The organism is Streptomyces sp. NPDC055254, from assembly GCF_053606025.1.
Genome location: NZ_JBSGQV010000026.1, coordinates 25,258 through 44,389, shown reverse-complemented (window position 1 = coordinate 44,389; position 19,132 = coordinate 25,258). Strand labels below are relative to the sequence as shown.

Genomic DNA, 19,132 nt, shown 5'->3' with positions numbered 1-19,132 from the left:
AGGCATCAGGTGGAGGAGGCGCTGTGAGCAGCGACCCGTGGGGCCGAGTCGACGAGACGGGCACCGTGTACGTGCGTACTGCCGAGGGCGAGAAGGTCGTCGGCTCGTGGCAGGCGGGCACCCCCGAGGAGGCCCTGGCCTATTTCGAGCGCAAGTACGAAGGCCTGGTGGTCGAGATCGGCCTCCTCGAAAAGCGGGTGCGGACCACTGATCTGTCCGCCAAGGACGCCCAGACGGCGATCGACCACCTGCGCACGCAGGTGGACGAGCACCACGCCGTCGGCGACCTCGACGCTCTGCGGGTACGGCTGGACAAGCTGGTCTCGACCGTCGAGTCCCGGCGCGAGGAGCGCAAGGCCCAGCGGGCCAAGCAGACGGACGAGGCCCGCGCGGCCAAGGACGCGCTGGTCGTCGAGGCCGAGCAGCTGGCACAGAGCGACCAGTGGCGCAGTGCGGGCGAGCGGCTGCGCGCCCTGGTGGACATCTGGAAGGGTCTGCCGCGCCTGGACCGCAAATCGGACGACGAGCTCTGGCACCGCTTCTCGCACGCCCGCTCCGCCTTCTCCAAGCGCCGCAAGGCCCACTTCGCCTCGCTCGACGCGCAGCGCGAGGACGCCCGCAAGGTGAAGGAGAAGCTGGTCGCGGAGGCCGAGGCGCTGTCGAAGTCGACCGACTGGGGTCCGACGGCCGCACGCTACCGCGAGCTGATGGCGGACTGGAAGGCGGCCGGCCGGGCGCAGCGCGAGTCCGAGGACGACCTGTGGAACCGCTTCCGCGGCGCGCAGGACGTGTTCTTCGCGGCCCGCAGCGAGGTCTTCGCCGAGCGTGACGCCGAGCAGGTGGAGAACCTCAAGCTCAAGGAGGAGCTGGCCGACGAGGCCGAGAAGCTCCTCCCGGTGACGGACCTGAAGGCGGCCCGGGCCGCCTTCCGCTCCCTCAACGAGCGCTGGGAGGCCATCGGCCACGTGCCGCGCGACGCCCGGCCCAAGGTCGAAGGCCGGATGCACACGGTCGAGCGGGCCATCCAGGAGGCCGAGGAGGGCGAGTGGCGCCGTACGAACCCGGAGGCGCGGGCCCGCGCGGCCGGTCTGACGGGTCAGCTCCAGGCCGCGGTGGACAAGCTGCGCCAGCAGATCGATGCCGCGCGCGCCGCCGGCAACAACGCCAAGGCCGACAAGCTGGCGCGTGAGCTGGAGGGCCGCCAGGCTCTGCTGGACCAGGCGCTCAAGGGCCTGGAGGAGTTCGGCGGCTGACCGCCCCGGACACCGCGCACACGACGGTGGGCGCCACCCCCTCGGGGGTGGCGCCCACCGTCGTGTGCGGGTCCCGGCCGGCTACGGGCGCCTGGCCGAGGTCACGCGGTAGACGTCGTACACGCCCTCGACGCCCCGGACGGCCTTGAGGACGTGACCCAGGTGCTTCGGGTCGCCCATCTCGAAGGTGAACCGCGAGGTGGCCACCCGGTCGCGGGAGGTCTGGACGGCCGCCGACAGGATGTTCACGTGCTGGTCCGACAGGACGCGGGTGACGTCCGACAGCAGGCGGGACCGGTCCAGCGCCTCCACCTGGATGGCCACCAGGAAGACCGAGGACTGGGTGGGCGCCCACTCGACCTCCAGCATCCGCTCGGGCTGCTGGGAGAGCGAGTCCACGTTGACGCAGTCCGCGCGGTGGACCGATACGCCGCTGCCCCGCGTGACGAACCCGATGATCGGGTCGCCCGGTACCGGGGTGCAGCAGCGGGCCAGCTTGACCCACACGTCGTCGACGCCCTTGACGACGACGCCCGGGTCGGCGTTGCTGCGCCGCTTGGCGCGGCCCCGCGCCGGCGGGATGCTCTCCTCGATGTCCTCGTTGGCTGCTTCCTCGCCGCCGAGGGCCGCCACCAGCTTCTGCACGACGCCCTGCGCGGCCACGTGACCCTCGCCGATGGCCGCGTACAGCGAGGAGATGTCGGGGTAGCGCATCTCGTGCGCCAGGGTGACCAGGGAGTCGCCGGTGAGGATGCGCTGGATCGGCAGGTTCTGCTTGCGCATGGCCCGCGCGATGGCGTCCTTGCCGTGCTCGATGGCCTCGTCGCGGCGCTCCTTGGAGAACCAGCCGCGGATCTTGTTCCTGGCCCGCGGGGACTTGACGAAGCCGAGCCAGTCGCGGGAGGGACCGGCGCCCTCGGCCTTGGAGGTGAAGACCTCGACGAGGTCGCCGTTGTCGAGGGTGGACTCCAGCGGGACGAGCCGGCCGTTGACCCTGGCCCCTATCGTCCGGTGGCCGACCTCGGTGTGGACGGCGTACGCGAAGTCCACGGGGGTGGCGCCGGCGGGCAGCGCTATGACGTCGCCCTTGGGCGTGAAGACGAAGACCTCGTTGCGGGAGAGGTCGAAGCGCAGCGAGTCGAGGAACTCGCCGGGGTCCTCGGTCTCCTTCTGCCAGTCCAGCAGCTGGCGCAGCCACGCCATGTCGTTGACCGTGTCGTGGCCCGCGCTGCTCTTGGCGGTCTGGGGGACGTCGGTGCGGACCTTGGAGGTGCCCGCCACGGTCTGCTGCTTGTACTTCCAGTGCGCGGCGATGCCGTACTCGGCCCGGCGGTGCATGTCGAAGGTGCGGATCTGGAGCTCGACCGGCTTGCCGCTGGGCCCGATGACCGTCGTGTGGAGCGACTGGTACATGTTGAACTTGGGCATCGCGATGTAGTCCTTGAACCGGCCCGGGACCGGGTTCCAGCGCGCGTGCACCGTGCCGAGGGCCGCGTAGCAGTCCCGGACGGTGTCGACGAGGACGCGGATGCCCACCAGGTCGTAGATCTCCGCGAAGTCACGGCCGCGGACGATCATCTTCTGGTAGACGCTGTAGTAGTGCTTGGGCCGGCCGGTGACGGTGGCCTTGATCCGCGCCGCCCGTAGGTCGGTCTGCACCTCGTCCGTGACGACGGCCAGGTACTCGTCGCGCTTGGGGGCCCTTTCGGCCACCAGCCGGACGATCTCGTCGTACATCTTGGGGTACAGGATCGCGAAGGCGAGGTCCTCCAGCTCCCACTTGATGGTGTTCATGCCCAGCCGGTGCGCCAGCGGGGCGTAGATCTCAAGGGTCTCGCGGGCCTTCTTCTCCTGCTTCTCCCGCTTGAGGTAGCGCATGGTGCGCATGTTGTGCAACCGGTCGGCGAGCTTGATGACCAGGACGCGCGGGTCCTTGGCCATGGCGACGACCATCTTGCGGACGGTCTCCGCCTGGGCGGCCTCGCCGAACTTGACCCGGTCGAGCTTGGTGACGCCGTCGACGAGCAGGGCCACGGCGTCGCCGAAGTCGCGGCGCAGGTCCTCCAGCCCGTACTCGGTGTCCTCGACGGTGTCGTGCAGCAGGCCGGCCATCAGGGTGGCCGGGTCCATGCCGAGCTCGGCGAGGATGGTGGTCACCGCGAGCGGGTGGGTGATGTACGGGTCGCCGCTCTTGCGCTTCTGGCCGCGGTGCCAGCGCTCCGCGACCTGGTAGGCCTGCTCCAGCTGGCGCAGCGTCGCCGTCTCGATCTTGGGGTCGTTGCTGCGGACTATGCGCAGGAGCGGTTCCAGGACCGGGTTGTACGGGTTGGAACGCTGCCCCCCGAGCCGGGCGAGGCGGGCCCGCACCCGGTTGGAGGACCCGGCCGACTTCGCCGACCCGGGCTTGACCGGCGGGGGCGTGGCGGCGGGCGCCGCGGCCGGCTCGGCCTGCGGATCGGGCTGCGCGGCGGAGAGTGGCTGGACCTCGTCTGGCAAGAGCACTCCTCAAAGCGGATCCGGTGCCCCGGTCAGGTCCGGATAAACCATGGTAGCGAGGGTTCGCCGCCCCCGTTCCCCGAGCCCACCCGGGGAGTATTTTCAGCCGCGCGTACCAGTTCCGGCCTCCCGGCCGTTCGAGGCGCGGGAGGCTAGTCAGCCCCGCCGGCGTTTGAGGCGCGGGGGTCCGGGGGCGGAGCTCCCGCAGCGGCTCCGCACGCGAAAGCGGCGGGCGCCCGGGAGGCCCCGGACACCCGCCGCTCCGCGAGCAACGACCGTCAGACGACGATCAGCGCGTCCAACGGAGCCCCTGCCAGGGCCCCGGCCAGCTTGGCCCGCCCGGGCAGGAACGACAGTTCCATCAGCACCGCCACCCCGGCCACCTCCGCCCCGGTCCGCCGGATCAGCTCCAGCGACGCCTCCGCGGTACCACCGGTGGCCAGCACGTCGTCGATGACCATGACCCGGTCACCGCCCGCCAGATCCTCCGCGTGGATCTCGATCTCCGCGGTCCCGTACTCCAGCTCGTAGGACTGCGCGAGCGTGGCCCCCGGCAGCTTCCCGGCCTTGCGCACGGGCACGAAGCCGATCCCGGCCTGCACGGCCACCGGGGCCGCCAGGATGAACCCGCGCGCCTCCAGTCCGACGATCTTCGTCGCGCCGTACCGGCCCGCCAGCTCCACCAGCGCGTCCGTCAGCGCGGCGAACGCCTTCGGGTCCGCCAGCAGCGGGGTGATGTCCTTGAACATCACGCCCGGCTTCGGGTAGTCCGGGACGTCCTTGATCCGGCCGAGCAGCAGCGCCCGTACGTCCTCGGACAGCGGGGCCGTCACCGGCGCCGTCCCGGGCGGCCCTGTGCCACGACCTGCTGGTCGTCACCGGACCCGTAGCCCTCGTCGCCGGACTCGCCACGCGCCGCCGAGGCCGACCGCTTCGCGAGCACCCGCTTCTTGAGGGCCTTCATCGCCGGCTCGCGCTCCTTGAGGTCCACGACCAGCGGGGTCGCGATGAAGATCGAGGAGTACGCACCGGCCGCGAGGCCGACGAACAGCGACAGCGAGATGTCGTTCAGCATGCCGGCGCCCAGGAAGCCGCCACCGATGAACAGCAGCGCGGCGACCGGGAGCAGTGCCACGACGGTGGTGTTGATCGAGCGGACCAGCGTGCCGTTGATGCTGCGGTTGGCCACCTCGCTGTACGTCCAGCGGGTCTGCTTGGTGATGTCCTTCGACCCCTCCTTGAGACCGTCGAAGACGACGACGGTGTCGTAGAGGGAGTAACCGAGGATGGTCAGCAGGCCGATGACCGTACCCGGGGTGACCTCGAAGCCGACCAGCGCGTACACGCCGACCGTGATCGTGAGGTCGTGGATCAGGGCGATCAGGGCCGCGACCGCCATGCGCCACTCGAAGGCGATGGCGAGGTAGATGACCACGAGCACCATGAAGATGCCGAGGCCGGTCCAGGCCTTGTTGGCGATCTGGGAGCCCCAGCTGGGGCCGACCAGATCCGCGTTGATGTCGGCCTCGGTGACCTTGAGGTCGGTGGCGAGCTGCTTCTTCACCTCGGTCGCGGCGTCGGTGTCGACGCCGGAGATCTGGATCCGCAGGCCGCCGGTGCCGAGCTCCTGGACGATCGCGTCGTGGCCCGAGGCCTTCTCCGCGTCCTCGGTCGCCTGCGCGACGGAGACGGCCGTCTTCGGCGTGGTGAAGACGGCACCGCCCTTGAACTCGATGCCCATGTTGAGGCCCTGAACGGCCAGGGCCACGATCGCCGTGATGGTGATCAGGATGGAAACGCCGTACCAGAGGAAACGCTTGCCGACGAAGTCGTAGCCGACGTCACCGCGGTACAGCTTGGCGCCGAGATCTCCCAGCTTCGACATCTCTCACGCCTCCTTTGCTTCGACGGGGGCGGGGGCGGAACCGGTGGAGCGGGACCGGCGCAGCGGGGGCTTGGCACCCAGCCGCTTCGGGTCCAGCCCGGACCACGGGTGACCGCTGGAGAAGAACTTCGTCCGCGCGAGCAGGGTCATGACCGGCTTGGTGAAGAGGAACACCACGACCACGTCGAGCAGGGTGGTCAGACCCAGCGTGAAGGCGAAGCCCTGCACCTTGCCGACGGTGACGATGAACAGCACCGCGGCCGCCAGGAACGACACGAAGTCGGACACGAGGATGGTGCGCCGGGCCCGCGGCCAGGCGCGCTCGACGGCCGGACGCAGGGTGCGGCCCTCGCGGATCTCGTCGCGGATCCGCTCGAAGTACACGATGAACGAGTCCGCCGTGATGCCGATCGCCACGATCGCGCCGCAGACGGCGGGCAGGTTCAGCGCGAAGCCGATGCCCTTTCCGAGCAGCGCCATGATCGTGTAGGTCAGGATCGCCGACACCAGCAGCGAGATGATCGCGATGAACGCCAGGCCGCGGTAATAGACCAGCAGGTAGATCACCACGAGGATGAGGCCGATCGCGCCCGCGATCAGACCCGCCCGCAGCTGCTCGCCGCCGAGCGCGGCGGTGACGGTGGTGACGCTGTCCTCCTGGAAGGACAGGGGGAGCGCGCCGTACGAGAGCATGTTGCCCAGGTCCTGCGCGGACTGCTGGGTGAAGCCGCCGGAGATCTGGGCGTTGCCGCCCATGATCGCGGTGCTGACGGACGGGTCGGAGACCACGTCGCCGTCGAGCACGATCGCGAACTGGTTCTGCGGGGACTGCTTGGCGGCGAGCTCACCGGTGACCTTGGCGAACGCGTCGGAGCCGCGGTCGTTGAAGTCCATGGTGACGATCCAGCCGCCGGCCTGCGGGTCGATGACGCCCTTGGCGCTCTTGACGTCCTTGCCCTCGACGGCGGCCGGACCGAGCACCCACTTGCCCCAGGCCTCGCCGCGCTTGCCACAGGCGAGCGTCGGCTCCTCCGGCTTGACGCCCTTGCCGACGGCGGCGCGCTGCGCCTCGTCGGCGCAGTTGAGGGCGGCGAACTTGGCCTGGAGCGCGGCCGCGGCGGCCTCGTCGCCCGTGGGCGGCGCGGACGGCGTCGGAGCCTTGTTGTCGTCTGCCTTCTTCGACTCGCTCGCCGAGGGCGAGGGAGTGGGGGCGTTCGGGGCCTTGAGGGCCTCACTGAGCGCGCGGCCCTGGGAAGTGGCGCTGGACGACGGGGTGGCGGAGGGACTGGCCTTGTTGCCGTCCTCGGCCTTCGGGGCACCGGAGGCGCTCGGGGAGGGGCTCGGGCTCTGCGTTCCCTCGGGGGCGACGGGGGCGCCGTCCGCGAAGGCGAGCACGGGACGGAAGTACAGCTGGGCGGTGGTGCCGACCTGCTCGCGCGCCTGCTTCTCGTTCATCCCCTTGGGGATGTTGACGATGATGTGGTCGCGGCCCTGGGTCTGGACCTCCGCCTCCGACACGCCGAGACCGTTCACGCGGCGCTCGATGATGCCGACCGCCGTGTTCATATTGGTCTCGTTGACGGCGTTCTCTTTGCCGGGCTCGCTCTTGGCCTTGAGCGTGATGCTCGTTCCGCCGGCGAGGTCGATGCCGAGCCGGGGAGTCGTCTGCTGGGAGAGGAACATCCCCGCGGTGAGCGCCACCATCGCGATCAGGATGATCGCCAGGGCGCGCCCCGGCCTCCCCTGAGCCCCCGTGGGCCGCCGGCCCTTCTTCGGTGCTGCCACCTTGTCGTTTCTCCCTGTCCAACCGTCCCGCGCCGGGTCAGCGCGCGGACGGCCACGAAATGTGTGGTGGGGACCCCTGCCCCCGCAGAAGTGTCACGGACGGGGACCGCGTCGGTCGCCGGTCGGGCGCCTGCGCGGTCCCCTGCCGAGCGCTACTTCGCGCCAGCCTCGCCGTCGGCCTTGCCGTCCTTGCCGGCCTCGCCGTCCTTGGAATCGCCGTCCTTCTTGCCCAGGTCGAGCTTGGGCGCCTCGCCGTCCTCGGCCGGACCCGACTCGGGGGTACCGGTCAGCGAGGACGCGTCGTCCGGGACGACCGGCGTGTCGCTCGCCGCGTCGTCGTGGATGCCGTGGACGATGCGGTTGTACTCCGCGTCCTCCAGGACGGCACCGATGGCGTTCTTCGCGAAGACGGCGTGGACCCCGGGGGCCAGTTCCAGGGTGACGGTGTCGTCACCGACCTCCTTCACCGTGGCGTACGCGCCGCCGATGGTGCGGACCCCGGTGCCGGGCGTCATTTGATCGCGCATCTGCGCGGCCGCCTGCTGCTTCTTCTTCGCCGAACGGGTCATCAGGAACATCGCCCCGATGAGCACGATGAACGGGAGGAAGGTCACGAGACTACTGTTCACGGGACGGAGATCCTTCGCACGACCGCACGCGGACGGCGGCCATTTCTACGGGGGTGGGCATGCCGACCCGAAAGGTCGGCATCGGCGGAGTCTAGGCGAGTCCGCACCGATGGAACAACGCCCAGCATGGCACCGCAGTTCCTGAGGGGTCGAACCTCCGCGCCGTCAGGCCCCGAACAAGCCCTGTTGTCCGCTTGGTCCGCTCCCGCCGTGCCCGGGCGGAACCAGTCCCAGGTGGGCCCAGGCGGCGGGCGTCGCCACCCGGCCCCTCGGCGTGCGCGCGAGCAGACCCTCGCGGACCAGGAAGGGCTCGGCGACCTCCTCGACCGTCTCGCGCTCCTCGCCGACGGCGACGGCGAGGGTGGAGAGCCCGACGGGGCCGCCGCCGAACAGCTTGAGGAGGGCTTCCAGCACCGCCCGGTCCAGCCGGTCCAGGCCGCGCTCGTCCACCTCGTACACCTGGAGCGCGCTCGCGGCCACCGCTCGGTCGATCACGCCGTCGGCCCGGACCTGCGCGTAGTCGCGCACCCGGCGCAGGAGCCGGTTGGCGATGCGCGGGGTGCCCCGGGAGCGGCCGGCGATCTCCGCCGCGCCGACGGTGTCGATCTCCACGTCGAGGAGGCGGGCGGAGCGGTGGATCACCCGCTCCAGCTCCTCGGGGGCGTAGAACTCCATGTGGCCGGTGAATCCGAAGCGGTCCCGCAGCGGCGGGGGCAGCAGCCCGGCGCGGGTGGTGGCACCGACGAGGGTGAACGGCGGCAGTTCCAGGGGGATGGCGGTGGCCCCGGGACCCTTGCCGACGATCACGTCGACGCGGAAGTCCTCCATGGCCATGTAGAGCATCTCCTCGGCGGGCCGGGACATGCGGTGGATCTCGTCGAGGAAGAGGACCTCGCCCTCCTGGAGGGAGGAGAGGATCGCGGCGAGGTCGCCGGCGTGCTGGATGGCGGGGCCGGAGGTGATCCGGATCGGCGCGCCCATCTCGGCCGCGATGATCATCGACAGGGTGGTCTTGCCGAGCCCGGGGGCGCCGGAGAGCAGGACGTGGTCCGCGGTGGCGCCGCGCTGGCGGGCGGCCTTGAGGACGAGGTCCAGCTGCTGGCGGACCTTCTCCTGGCCGACGAACTCGCCGAGGTCCTTGGGCCGCAGCGCCGCCTCGACGGCGGTGTCCTCGCCGTCGGCGGCTGCCGCGACGAGTCGCTCGGTCTCGGCGTCGCTCTCGTCGTACCGGTTCACGGTGTCAGTCTGCCTTCTCGGTCGTGCGGTGGTCTGTCGTCTGCGGGCCGCGCACCCGGCTCCGCGGGCTGAGCCCGCGGCAGCGGCCGAGGCCGGCCCGGGGCCCGGTGGGCGCGGCCCGGCCGACTCAGCGGGCCCGGTTCAGGGACTGGAGGGCGGCCCGCAGCAGCTGCGGTACGGGGGCCGACCCCCCTGCGGCGATGGCGGCCTCGGCCTGCGGGGTCACCGCCGACACCGCTTCCTCGGCCTCCCGCGACGCGTACCCGAGGCCGATCAGCGCGGCGGCGAGCTGCTCCGTCCACGGGGCGGGCCCGGCGGCGGCCGCCCGCTGCGCCCCGACGAGGCCGCTCGCGCCCAGGGGCTGTCCGAGCTTCCCCTTGAGCTCCAGCAGCAGCTTCTGCGCGCCCTTCTTGCCGATGCCGGGGACGGCCGTCAGCGCCTTCTCGTCCCCCGTGGACACCGCGAGGCGCAGGGCGTCGGGGCTGTGCGCGCCGAGCATCGCCTGGGCCAGCCGGGGCCCGACCCCGCTGGCGGTCTGGAGCAGCTCGAAGACCTGGCGCTCGTCGTCGTCGGCGAAGCCGTACAGCGTCAGCGAGTCCTCCCGGACGACGAGGGAGGTCGCCAGCTTGGCGTGCTCCCCCGTGCGCAGGGCGGCGATGGTGTTCGGAGTGCACTGGACGGCCATGCCCACGCCGCCGACCTCGATCACGGCCACGGTGGGGGCGAGGGCGGCCACGGGGCCGCTGACGAAGGCGATCATCGGGTACGGCCTTTCGAGGTGTGCAGGGCGACCGCCTGCTGGAGGCGGTTCTGGGCGGGGGCCCGCCAGATGTGGCAGATGGCGAGGGCGAGCGCGTCGGCGGCGTCGGCCGGTCGGGGTGGGGCCGCGAGCCGCAGCAGCCGGGTGACCATGGCGCCGACCTGGGCCTTGTCGGCCCGGCCGCTGCCGGTCACGGCGGCTTTGACCTCGCTCGGGGTGTGCAGCGCGACGGGTATGCCGCGGCGGGCCGCGCACAGCATCGCCACGGCGCTCGCCTGGGCGGTGCCCATCACGGTACTGACGTTGTGCTGGCTGAACACCCGCTCGACGGCGACGACCTCGGGCCGGTGCTCGTCGAGCCACTGCTCGATGCCCTGCTCGATGGCGACGAGCCGGTGGCCCAGCTCGGCATCGGGGGGCGTGCGTACGACCCCCACGGCGAGCATGGCCAGGGGACGGCCGGCGACCCCTTCGACGACACCGACGCCGCACCGCGTCAGTCCCGGGTCCACGCCGAGTACGCGCACCGCCCACCCCCCTGTTCTTCGATCACCTGTCCGTGGCAGGCAGGCTATCCGCCGCCACTGACATCGCGCGCAACACGACGGCGGGCCGACGGGGTGTGTCCCCGTCGGCCCGCCGGTGCCGCGTACGAGCGGTGGACGCCGCTCAGGCGTCGACCTTCTCCATGACCTCGTCCGAGACGTCGAAGTTGGCGAAGACGTTCTGCACGTCGTCGCTGTCCTCCAGCGCGTCGATCAGCTTGAAGATCTTGCGCGCGCCCTCCTCGTCCAGCTCGACCTGCATGGTCGGCAGGAAGTTGGAGTCGGCCGAGTCGTAGTCGATGCCGGCCTCCTGGAGCGCCGTGCGGACGGCGACCATGTCCGTGGCCTCGCTGATGATCTCGAAGCTGTCACCGAGGTCGTTGACCTCTTCGGCACCCGCCTCCAGCACCGTCTCCAGGACGTCGTCCTCGGACAGCTCGCCCTTGGGCAGGATGACGACGCCCTTGCGGTTGAACAGGTACGAGACCGAGCCCGGGTCGGCCATCGAACCGCCGTTGCGGGTCATGGCGACGCGGACGTCGGAGGCGGCGCGGTTGCGGTTGTCGGTGAGGCACTCGATGAGCACCGCGACACCGTTCGGACCGTAGCCCTCGTACATGATCGTCTCGTAGTCGGCGCCGCCGGCTTCGAGACCGCCGCCGCGCTTGACCGCGGAGTCGATGTTCTTGTTCGGGACGGAGCTCTTCTTGGCCTTCTGAACGGCGTCGAAGAGCGTCGGGTTGCCGTCGATGTCGGCGCCGCCCATACGGGCCGCGACCTCGATGTTCTTGATCAGCTTCGCGAAGAGCTTGCCGCGCTTGGCATCGATCACGGCCTTCTTGTGCTTCGTCGTAGCCCATTTAGAGTGGCCGGACATCCGCCTGTCTCCTTCGCGTCACCAACAGTGTTCGTCCCCGATCCTACCGGGACCGGGTCACAGCCCCGCGCGCACCATGTCGACGAAGTAGGCGTGAACACGGTCGTCGCCGGTCAGCTCGGGGTGGAACGAGGTCGCGAGGACGTTGCCCTGGCGCACCGCGACCGTGTGGCCGTCGTACGTGGCCAGCACTTCGGCCGAGGCGCCGACGGACTCGACCCAGGGGGCGCGGATGAAGACGCCCTCGACGGGGCCGCCCTCGACGCCCGCGAAGTCGACCTTCGCCTCGAAGGACTCGTTCTGCCGGCCGAAGGCGTTGCGGCGGACGATCATGTCGATGCCGCCGAGCGTCTCCTGGTCCTCACGGCCGTCCAGGAGCTTGTCCGCCAGCATGATCATGCCGGCGCAGGTGCCGTAGACCGGCATGCCCGCGGCCACGCGCTCGCGCAGCGGCTCCAGCATGCCGAACAGCACGGCGAGCTTCGACATGGTCGTGGACTCGCCGCCGGGGATCACCAGCGCGTCGACCTCGGCGAGCTCCTCGGGACGCCGGACCGGCCTGGCCACGGCGTCCGCCGAGGCCAGGGCGATCAGGTGCTCCCGTACGTCGCCCTGGAGAGCCAGGACACCGATCACGGGGGTAGGGGTCATGACCGGTTACCAGCCGCGGTTGGCGTAGCGCTCGGACTCGGGGAGGGTGTCGCAGTTGATGCCGACCATGGCCTCGCCCAGGTTGCGGGAGGCGTCCGCGATGATCTTCGGGTCGTCGTAGAAGGTGGTGGCCTTCACGATGGCGGCGGCGCGCTTGGCGGGGTCGCCGGACTTGAAGATGCCGGAGCCGACGAAGACGCCCTCGGCGCCGAGCTGACGCATCAGGGCGGCGTCGGCCGGGGTGGCCACGCCACCGGCGGAGAACAGCACGACCGGGAGCTTGCCGAGCTCGGCGACCTCCTTGACGAGCTCGTACGGGGCGCGCAGCTCCTTGGCGGCGGCGAACAGCTCGTTGTTGTCGTAGCCGCGCAGGCGGGCGATCTCGTTCTTGATCTGGCGCAGGTGACGGACGGCCTCGACGACGTTGCCGGTGCCGGCCTCGCCCTTCGAACGGATCATGGCCGCGCCCTCGGCGATGCGGCGCAGGGCCTCGCCCAGGTTGGTGGCGCCGCAGACGAAGGGAGTGGTGAACGCCCACTTGTCGGAGTGGTTGACCTCGTCGGCCGGGGTCAGGACCTCGGACTCGTCGATGTAGTCGACACCGAGGGACTGCAGCACCTGGGCCTCGACGAAGTGGCCGATGCGGGACTTGGCCATGACCGGGATCGAGACGGCCTCGATGATCTCTTCGATCATGTTCGGGTCGGACATGCGCGCCACGCCGCCGTCCTTGCGGATGTCGGCGGGCACCCGCTCCAGGGCCATGACGGCCACGGCGCCGGCATCTTCGGCGATCTTCGCCTGCTCGGCGTTGACCACGTCCATGATCACGCCGCCCTTGAGCTGCTCGGCCATGCCGCGCTTGACGCGCGAGGTGCCGATGGCCGACTCGGCGGACTGGGGGGAGGTGGGAAGCGTGCTCACGGATGACCTCACTCGAAGGAAACTCGAAAAGAAGACGGGTACGACAGGTGCTACGGGTTCTACCTGACCGAGAAAACCCCATCGACCAGTCCACAGCAAGGGCCAATGTGGAGCCGGTGGCTCCTTCCTTTTGTCCCCGGCGGCCCTGGACCGCGCCCTACACGGGCCGTTCGGCGAGGTCGGCCGGGGGCTCGTCGTCCATCTCGAAGGCCAACGGGAAGGGCGCGTGCCCGGCCAGCCGGAACCAGCGGACCTTGCGGTGCCTGCGCAGGGCCCGGGCGGCGCGCACCGAGTCGTTGTGGAACCGCCGGGCCATGGGCACGCGGCGCACGGCCTCCGCGAGCTCCTCGGTGGCCTCGGCCCCACCGGGCGCCGCCTTCAGCACGTCGACCTGGTCGACGTCGGCGAACACCGCCCGCAGGGCCTGGCTGAGCTCGCTCTCGGCGACCTCCCGGTGCTCCTCCTCGGCCTGCCGCGCTGCGTGGGCGGCCTCGTACAGCACGAGGGAGGACGCGGGGTCGAGCACCCCGGAGGTGGCGACCTCCAGGACCACCGAGGCCCGCCGCACGAGCTGCGCGTCGAGCGCGGCCCGCGCGGCGTCCATCCGCGAATGCAGCCGGTCCAGCCGCCCGGCGGTCCAACTGAGGTACACCCCGACCACGGCCAGCGCCACGGCGGTCCAGACAAGGTTTTCGATCACGGGCGGCGACACTACCGCTCCCCGCGCCCCCGGCCCCCATCGCCCGTGGCCCCACCCCGCGCCCAGCCCCTGGGCTGCGTGATCCACATCGTTGCGGGGAGGTGAACCTTGAACTCCAGTCAGGACTCCGCGGAGTCCCGGGAGAATCCGAGGCGGGTGCGGAGGGGGATGCGTTCGTCGGCCGCCACCGCCGCCGCGCCGTCCGTGACCGTCTCGTACACCGAGAGGATGTCCGCGCCGACCGTGGACCAGTCGAAGCGGCGGACGTGCGCCGAGCCGCGGGCGCTGAGTTCCGCGCGGCGGGCCGGGTCCCGCAGGAGGGCGATCGCCGACGCGGCCAGCGCGTCCGCGTTCTCGTTCGAGAAGAGCTCTCCCGCCCCGCCCTGGTCCAGGACCTGCGCGAACGCGTCGAGGTCCGAGGCCAGGACCGGCGCGCCCGCCGAGAGCGCCTCGACGAGGATGATGCCGAAGCTCTCGCCTCCCGTGTTCGGGGCGACGTACACGTCGACGCTGCGCAGCAGCCGCGCCTTGTCCTCGTCCGAGACCATGCCGAGGAACTCCACGCGGGAGCGCAGCGGCGCCGGCAGGGAGGCCACCGCTTCCTCTTCGTCGCCGCGGCCCGCGACGAGCAGCCGTACGTCCGGGCAGGCCTCCACGATCTTCGGGAAGGCCGCCATCAGCACCGGCAGGCCCTTGCGGGGCTCGTCGATGCGGCCGATGAAACCGAGGGTCTGCCCGGACCAGGCGGGGTTCGGGTCGGCCTTGGCGAAGAAGTCCACGTCGACGCCGTTGGGGATCAGGACCGCGTCCCCGCCCAGGTGCTCCACCAGGGTGCGCCGCGCGTACTCGCTGACCGCGATCCGCGCGCTGATCTTCTCCAGCGCGGGCTGGAGTATCGGGTACGCCGCGATCATCGCCCGGGAGCGCGGGTTCGAGGTGTGGAAGGTCGCCACGATCGGGCCCTGCGCCGCCCAGCAGGCCAGCAGGCCCAGGGACGGCGAGGTCGGCTCGTGGATGTGGATCACGTCGAAGGTGCCGTCGTGCAGCCAGCGCCGCACCCGGGCCGCCGACAGGAAGCCGAAGTTCAGCCGGGCCACCGACCCGTTGTACGGCACCGGCACCGCCCGTCCCGCCGAGACGACGTACGGCGGCAGCGGGGTCTCGTCGTCGGCCGGGGCCAGCACCGACACCTCGTGGCCGAGGCGGATCAGGTGCTCCGCCAGGTCCCGGATGTGGAACTGGACGCCTCCCGGCACGTCCCACGAGTACGGGCACACGATGCCGATCTTCACTACGGGCGCTCCTCCAGGTCGTCGAGCCACAGCCGCTGCAGCATGTGCCAGTCCTCCGGGTGCTCGGCGATGCCCCACGCGAAGGTGTCCGCCAGGGCCTGGGTCATGGCCACGGTCTTCTCGATCCGCGTCCCGCTCGCGGGCACCTCCACCGCCGGGTGGATCCGGCCGTACAACTTCGGCGTGTCGCCGTAGTGCAGGGTGGCCGGGAGCAGCAGCGCCCCCGTCTGCTGGGCCAGCAGCGCGGGCCCGGCGGGCATGCGCGTCCGGGCGCCGAAGAAGTCCACCTCCACACCGGAGGCGGACAGGTCCCGGTCGGCGACCAGGCAGACCATGCCGCCCGAGCGGAGCCGGCGGGCGAGGGTGCCGAAGGCGGCGGCGCCGTTGTGCGGCAGCACCTCCATGCCGAGGCTCTGCCGGTAGGCGACGAAGCGGTCGTAGAGCGATTCGGGCTTGAGCCGTTCGGCGACGGTGGTGAAGGGGACGCCGATGTGGCTGATGGCCCAGGCCCCGGCGAGGTCCCAGTTGGCGAGGTGCGGCAGGGCGACGACGACTCCGCGCCCGGAGGCCGCCGCGTCGCGCAGCAGGTGCTCGTCCGTGAACTCGACCTCCGTGGCGAACCGGGACGGGTCCATGGTCGGCAGCCGGAAGGACTCCATCCAGTACCTCATGTACGACCGCATGCCGGCCTGCGAAAGCTCGCGCAGCCGCTCCGGCCCGGCGTCCGGCACGACCCGTGCCAGGTTCGACTCCAGTCGCAGCACGCTCTTGCCGCGCCGCTTCCACACGAAGTCGGCGATCCGCCGGCCGAGGGCGACGGCAGCCGGCTCCGGCAGCTTCTTGACCCCGGCCCAGCCGAGCCCGTAGAGCCCGTCGACCAGCTTGTCCCGCGTCGTCCCCATCAGGCCGCACCGCCCTCGGCGACGGCGGCCGCGGCGTCGGCCTCGGCGGCCTCACGGCGTACGGTGACCACCCGCTGGATCAGCGTGACGAGCGAGCCCACGGCCACGATCCACAGCGCGGCCGGCAGCAGGACGCCGATCCACGAGGGCGCCCCGAAGATCTGCAGCCCGGACAGACCGGCCGCGAACAGCGAGATCACCAGCCGCTCGGCCCGCTCGATGAGTCCGTTGACGGCCACCGGCAGCCCGATCGACTCGCCGCGGGCCTTGGTGTACGAGACCACCTGGCCGCTGGCCAGGCAGAAGATCGACACCGCGCACAGCACGTTGTCGTTCCCGGAGCCCGCGTACCAGAGCGCGAGGCCGCCGAAGATCGCCGCGTCCGCGACCCGGTCCAGGGTGGAGTCGAGGAACGCGCCCCACCGGCTGGAGACACCGGCCTGGCGGGCCATGTTCCCGTCCACCAGGTCGGAGAAGACGAAGAGGGTGATGGTGATGGTGCCCCAGAAGAACTCCCCCCGGGGGAAGAAGACCAGCGCTCCCGCCACCACTCCGGCCGTGCCGATCAGGGTGACCGCGTCCGGGCTCACCCCCCGCCGGAGCAGAAAAGCGGCGAATGGCGTGAGAACACGCGTGAAGAATGCACGCGCGTACTTGTTCAGCATGGCCTTCCCGGAGGGTCGCTGGGCCGCACGGCCACCACGGCCACCGGCTGGCCCATCGTAGCCAGCAGAGCGCCTCTCGGACGCCGCGCACCCACCGGTTCGGGCCACGTGAGCCGCGCGTCACGTCGCGGACCCCTCCCGAGGGGGGCTCCCGTGCCCCGCCCGTGCCCCGCCCGCACCCCCGCCGTGCCCCGCCCATCCGTCGCCGGTACGACGTATGGACGCCGTGTGACAGCGGTGCAAAGCTCGAAGAACCCCGTATTCCTCCTCCGAGGGTCCGTCGAGGGTCCTCACCGTCACCAGCGGGAGGCACGAGCACCATGGGAGCCACCTCACACCAAACCGGAGCCGCCGGCAGGGCACCGACGGCCGACCGGCCCTCCTCCGTACGCAACGTCGTGCTGGTCGGCCACAGCGGATCAGGCAAGACCACGCTGGTCGAGGCGCTGGCCCTGACCGCCGGAGCGGTCAACCGGGCCGGCCGGGTCGAGGACGGCGCCACCGTCTCCGACTACGACGAGATCGAGCACCGGCGACAACGCTCCGTCCAGCTCTCCCTCGTCCCCGTCCAGTGGGGCGGAATCAAGATCAACCTCCTGGACACCCCCGGATACGCCGACTTCGTCGGAGAACTCAGGGCCGGTCTGCGCGCCGCGGACGCGGCCCTTTTCGTCGTCTCGGCCTCGGACGGCATCGACGGCGCCACCCGCATGGTCTGGGACGAGTGCGAGGCCGTGGGCATGCCCCGGGCCATCGTCGTCACCCACCTCGAAGCCGCCCGCGCCGACTACGCGCAGATGACGACGGTCTGCGGGGAGATCTTCGGCGCCGACGACCCCGACGCCGTCGTCCCGCTCCACCTCCCCCTGTACGGGCCCGCCGGCCACGACGGACACGCCCCCGTCACCGGGCTCCTCGGCCTGCTCTCCCAGCGCGTCTACGAGTACGCCTCGGGCTCCCGCGTCGAGCGCGACCCGGACCCCGCCGAGCTCGACCTCATCAGCGCCGCCCGGTCCCGCCTCATCGAGGGGATCATCGCGCAGAGCGAGGACGAGAGCCTGATGGACCGCTACCTCGGCGGCGAGGACATCGACCTCAAGACGCTGGTGGACGACCTGGAGCGGGCCGTGGCCCGGGGCACCTTCCACCCCGTCCTGATGGCGGCCCCCGCCGCCGAGGGCGCGCGCCAGGGCCTCGGCACCACGGAACTCCTCGAACTGATCACCGGCGGCTTCCCCACTCCCCTGGAACGGGCCGCCGTCCCGGTCACCGCCCCCGACGGCTCCGCCCGGCCCGCCGTCACCTGCGACCCCGACGGCCCCCTCGTCGCGGAGGTCGTCAAGACCTCCTCCGACCCCTACGTGGGCCGCGTCTCCCTCGTCCGCGTCTTCTCGGGCACCCTGCGCCCCGACGCCACCGTGCACGTCAGCGGCCACGGCCTCGCGGACCGGGGGCACGAGGACCACGACGTGGACGAGAAGCTGGGCGCCCTCAGCTCGCCCTTCGGCAAGCAGCAGCGCACCCTGGAGCGGTGCGTCGCCGGTGACCTGGCGTGCGTGGCGAAGCTCACCCGCGCCGAGACCGGCGACACCCTCTCCGCCAAGGACGACCCGCTCCTCATGGAGCCCTGGACCATGCCCGACCCGCTGCTCCCCCTCGCCGTCGAGGCCCACAGCAAGGCGGACGAGGACAAACTCTCCCAGGGGCTGGCCCGCCTCGTCGCCGAGGACCCGACGATGCGGCTGGAGCAGAACCCGCACACCCACCAGCTCGTCCTGTGGTGCCTGGGCGAGGCCCACCAGGACGTCGCCCTGGAGCGGCTGCGCAGCCGGTACGGGGTCCAGGTCGACCCCGTACCGCACCGGGTTAGCCTGCGCGAGACCTTCGCGGCCACGGCCGCCGGACGCGGCCGGCACGTCAAACAGTCCGGCGGCCACGGCCAGTTCGCCATCTGCGAGATCGAGGTCGAACCCCTCCCGCCCGGCAGCGGCATCGAGTTCGTCGACAAGGTCGTCGGCGGCGCCGTGCCCCGCCAGTTCATCCCCTCGGTGGAGAAGGGCGTACGCGCCCAGGCCACCCGGGGCGTCTCGGCCGGGTACCCGCTGGTCGACGTCCGCGTCACCCTGCGCGACGGCAAGGCGCACTCGGTGGACTCCTCCGACGCCGCCTTCCAGACGGCCGGAGCCCTCGCCCTGCGCGAGGCCGCCAGCGGGGCCGGCACCCATCTGCTCGAACCGGTCGCCGAGCTCTGCGTGGAGATCCCCGACGAGTACGTCGGCCCCGTCATGAGCGACCTCGCCGGCCGCCGGGGCCGGGTCGTCGGCACCGAACAGGCCGGACCCGGGCGCACCCGGGTGCGGGCCGAGACCCCGGAGATCGAGATCGGCCGCTACGCCGTGGAGCTGCGCTCCGTCTCGCACGGCACCGGCCGCTTCGCCCGGACCTACGCCCGCCACGAACCCATGCCCCCACAGATCGCGGACAAGGTGCGCGAACAGGCCGGGAAGGGGAGCAGATCGAGCTGACTCCGGG

17 protein-coding genes are annotated in these 19,132 nt (G+C 71.5%); 2 read left to right on the top strand and 15 right to left on the bottom strand.

The features are described from left to right. Positions 1-23 precede the first annotated feature (23 nt). Positions 24-1,253, top strand: coding sequence for a DUF349 domain-containing protein (locus ACWFQ8_RS22965; RefSeq protein ID WP_453788128.1), 1,230 nt, complete (start codon positions 24-26; stop codon positions 1,251-1,253). A gap of 81 nt (positions 1,254-1,334) precedes the next feature. Here the strand turns inward: ACWFQ8_RS22965 and ACWFQ8_RS22960 are convergent, their stop codons facing one another. From ACWFQ8_RS22960 to pgsA, 15 genes are all read right to left on the bottom strand, one after another. Further along, positions 1,335-3,749: a RelA/SpoT family protein gene (locus tag ACWFQ8_RS22960; RefSeq protein ID WP_453788127.1), complete on the bottom strand. Its 2,415-nt coding sequence runs from the start codon at positions 3,747-3,749 to the stop codon at positions 1,335-1,337. Positions 3,750-4,027: 278 nt separating this feature from the next. Continuing rightward, the gene (locus ACWFQ8_RS22955) at positions 4,028-4,582 is read right to left on the bottom strand and encodes an adenine phosphoribosyltransferase (protein ID WP_453788126.1); all 555 of its coding nucleotides are present in this window, start codon (positions 4,580-4,582) and stop codon (positions 4,028-4,030) included. Then, on the bottom strand, positions 4,579-5,634 hold the full coding sequence (gene secF / locus ACWFQ8_RS22950; RefSeq protein WP_453788125.1) for a protein translocase subunit SecF: 1,056 nt from the start codon (positions 5,632-5,634) through the stop codon (positions 4,579-4,581). The genes ACWFQ8_RS22955 and secF overlap by 4 nt, the downstream gene beginning before the upstream one ends. 3 nt (positions 5,635-5,637) lie before the next feature. Continuing rightward, positions 5,638-7,419: a protein translocase subunit SecD gene (secD, locus tag ACWFQ8_RS22945; protein WP_453788124.1), complete on the bottom strand. Its 1,782-nt coding sequence runs from the start codon at positions 7,417-7,419 to the stop codon at positions 5,638-5,640. 152 nt (positions 7,420-7,571) lie between these two features. Then, on the bottom strand, positions 7,572-8,048 hold the full coding sequence (gene yajC, locus ACWFQ8_RS22940) for a preprotein translocase subunit YajC (protein WP_453788123.1): 477 nt from the start codon (positions 8,046-8,048) through the stop codon (positions 7,572-7,574). Positions 8,049-8,213: 165 nt separating this feature from the next. Beyond that, complete coding sequence (gene ruvB, locus ACWFQ8_RS22935; RefSeq protein WP_453788122.1) at positions 8,214-9,284, bottom strand: Holliday junction branch migration DNA helicase RuvB; 1,071 nt, start codon at positions 9,282-9,284, stop codon at positions 8,214-8,216. A gap of 127 nt (positions 9,285-9,411) precedes the next feature. After that, positions 9,412-10,044 (bottom strand): Holliday junction branch migration protein RuvA, encoded by a 633-nt coding sequence (gene ruvA, locus ACWFQ8_RS22930; RefSeq protein ID WP_453788121.1) that lies wholly within the window; start codon positions 10,042-10,044, stop codon positions 9,412-9,414. Beyond that, on the bottom strand, positions 10,041-10,571 hold the full coding sequence (gene ruvC, locus ACWFQ8_RS22925; protein WP_453788120.1) for a crossover junction endodeoxyribonuclease RuvC: 531 nt from the start codon (positions 10,569-10,571) through the stop codon (positions 10,041-10,043). Before ruvC ends, ruvA begins: the two co-directional genes overlap by 4 nt. A gap of 142 nt (positions 10,572-10,713) precedes the next feature. Continuing rightward, positions 10,714-11,466, bottom strand: coding sequence for a YebC/PmpR family DNA-binding transcriptional regulator (locus ACWFQ8_RS22920; protein WP_384375083.1), 753 nt, complete (start codon positions 11,464-11,466; stop codon positions 10,714-10,716). A 57-nt stretch (positions 11,467-11,523) separates the two neighbouring features. Continuing rightward, complete coding sequence (gene pdxT, locus ACWFQ8_RS22915; RefSeq protein ID WP_453788119.1) at positions 11,524-12,117, bottom strand: pyridoxal 5'-phosphate synthase glutaminase subunit PdxT; 594 nt, start codon at positions 12,115-12,117, stop codon at positions 11,524-11,526. A 6-nt stretch (positions 12,118-12,123) separates the two neighbouring features. Then, a complete protein-coding gene (gene pdxS / locus ACWFQ8_RS22910; RefSeq protein WP_030010552.1) occupies positions 12,124-13,041 on the bottom strand; it encodes a pyridoxal 5'-phosphate synthase lyase subunit PdxS in 918 nt (305 codons plus the stop codon). A 157-nt stretch (positions 13,042-13,198) separates the two neighbouring features. Further along, positions 13,199-13,741: a hypothetical protein gene (locus ACWFQ8_RS22905; RefSeq protein WP_453788118.1), complete on the bottom strand. Its 543-nt coding sequence runs from the start codon at positions 13,739-13,741 to the stop codon at positions 13,199-13,201. 119 nt (positions 13,742-13,860) lie between these two features. Beyond that, entirely contained in the window at positions 13,861-15,033 is a 1,173-nt protein-coding gene (locus ACWFQ8_RS22900; RefSeq protein ID WP_453788117.1) for a glycosyltransferase family 4 protein, read from the bottom strand. Next, positions 15,033-15,935, bottom strand: coding sequence for a phosphatidylinositol mannoside acyltransferase (locus ACWFQ8_RS22895; protein ID WP_453788116.1), 903 nt, complete (start codon positions 15,933-15,935; stop codon positions 15,033-15,035). Before ACWFQ8_RS22895 ends, ACWFQ8_RS22900 begins: the two co-directional genes overlap by 1 nt. Beyond that, the gene (pgsA, locus tag ACWFQ8_RS22890) at positions 15,935-16,600 is read right to left on the bottom strand and encodes a phosphatidylinositol phosphate synthase (RefSeq protein ID WP_453788115.1); all 666 of its coding nucleotides are present in this window, start codon (positions 16,598-16,600) and stop codon (positions 15,935-15,937) included. Before pgsA ends, ACWFQ8_RS22895 begins: the two co-directional genes overlap by 1 nt. A gap of 320 nt (positions 16,601-16,920) precedes the next feature. Between pgsA and ACWFQ8_RS22885 the strand changes: the two genes are divergently transcribed. Next, positions 16,921-19,125, top strand: coding sequence for an elongation factor G-like protein EF-G2 (locus ACWFQ8_RS22885; RefSeq protein ID WP_453788114.1), 2,205 nt, complete (start codon positions 16,921-16,923; stop codon positions 19,123-19,125). Positions 19,126-19,132 lie beyond the last annotated feature (7 nt).

What these genes read in the sequence shown, in the direction of transcription:
- secF (WP_453788125.1), bottom strand. Translation starts at nt 5,634, where the DNA reads ATGTCGAAGCTGGGAGATCTCGGCGCCAAGCTGTACCGCGGTGACGTC.
- ruvA (WP_453788121.1), bottom strand. Translation starts at nt 10,044, where the DNA reads ATGATCGCCTTCGTCAGCGGCCCCGTGGCCGCCCTCGCCCCCACCGTG.
- ACWFQ8_RS22920 (WP_384375083.1), bottom strand. Translation starts at nt 11,466, where the DNA reads ATGTCCGGCCACTCTAAATGGGCTACGACGAAGCACAAGAAGGCCGTG.
- pdxT (WP_453788119.1), bottom strand. Translation starts at nt 12,117, where the DNA reads ATGACCCCTACCCCCGTGATCGGTGTCCTGGCTCTCCAGGGCGACGTA.
- ACWFQ8_RS22895 (WP_453788116.1), bottom strand. Translation starts at nt 15,935, where the DNA reads ATGGGGACGACGCGGGACAAGCTGGTCGACGGGCTCTACGGGCTCGGC.
- pgsA (WP_453788115.1), bottom strand. Translation starts at nt 16,600, where the DNA reads ATGCTGAACAAGTACGCGCGTGCATTCTTCACGCGTGTTCTCACGCCA.
- ACWFQ8_RS22885 (WP_453788114.1), top strand. Translation starts at nt 16,921, where the DNA reads ATGGGAGCCACCTCACACCAAACCGGAGCCGCCGGCAGGGCACCGACG.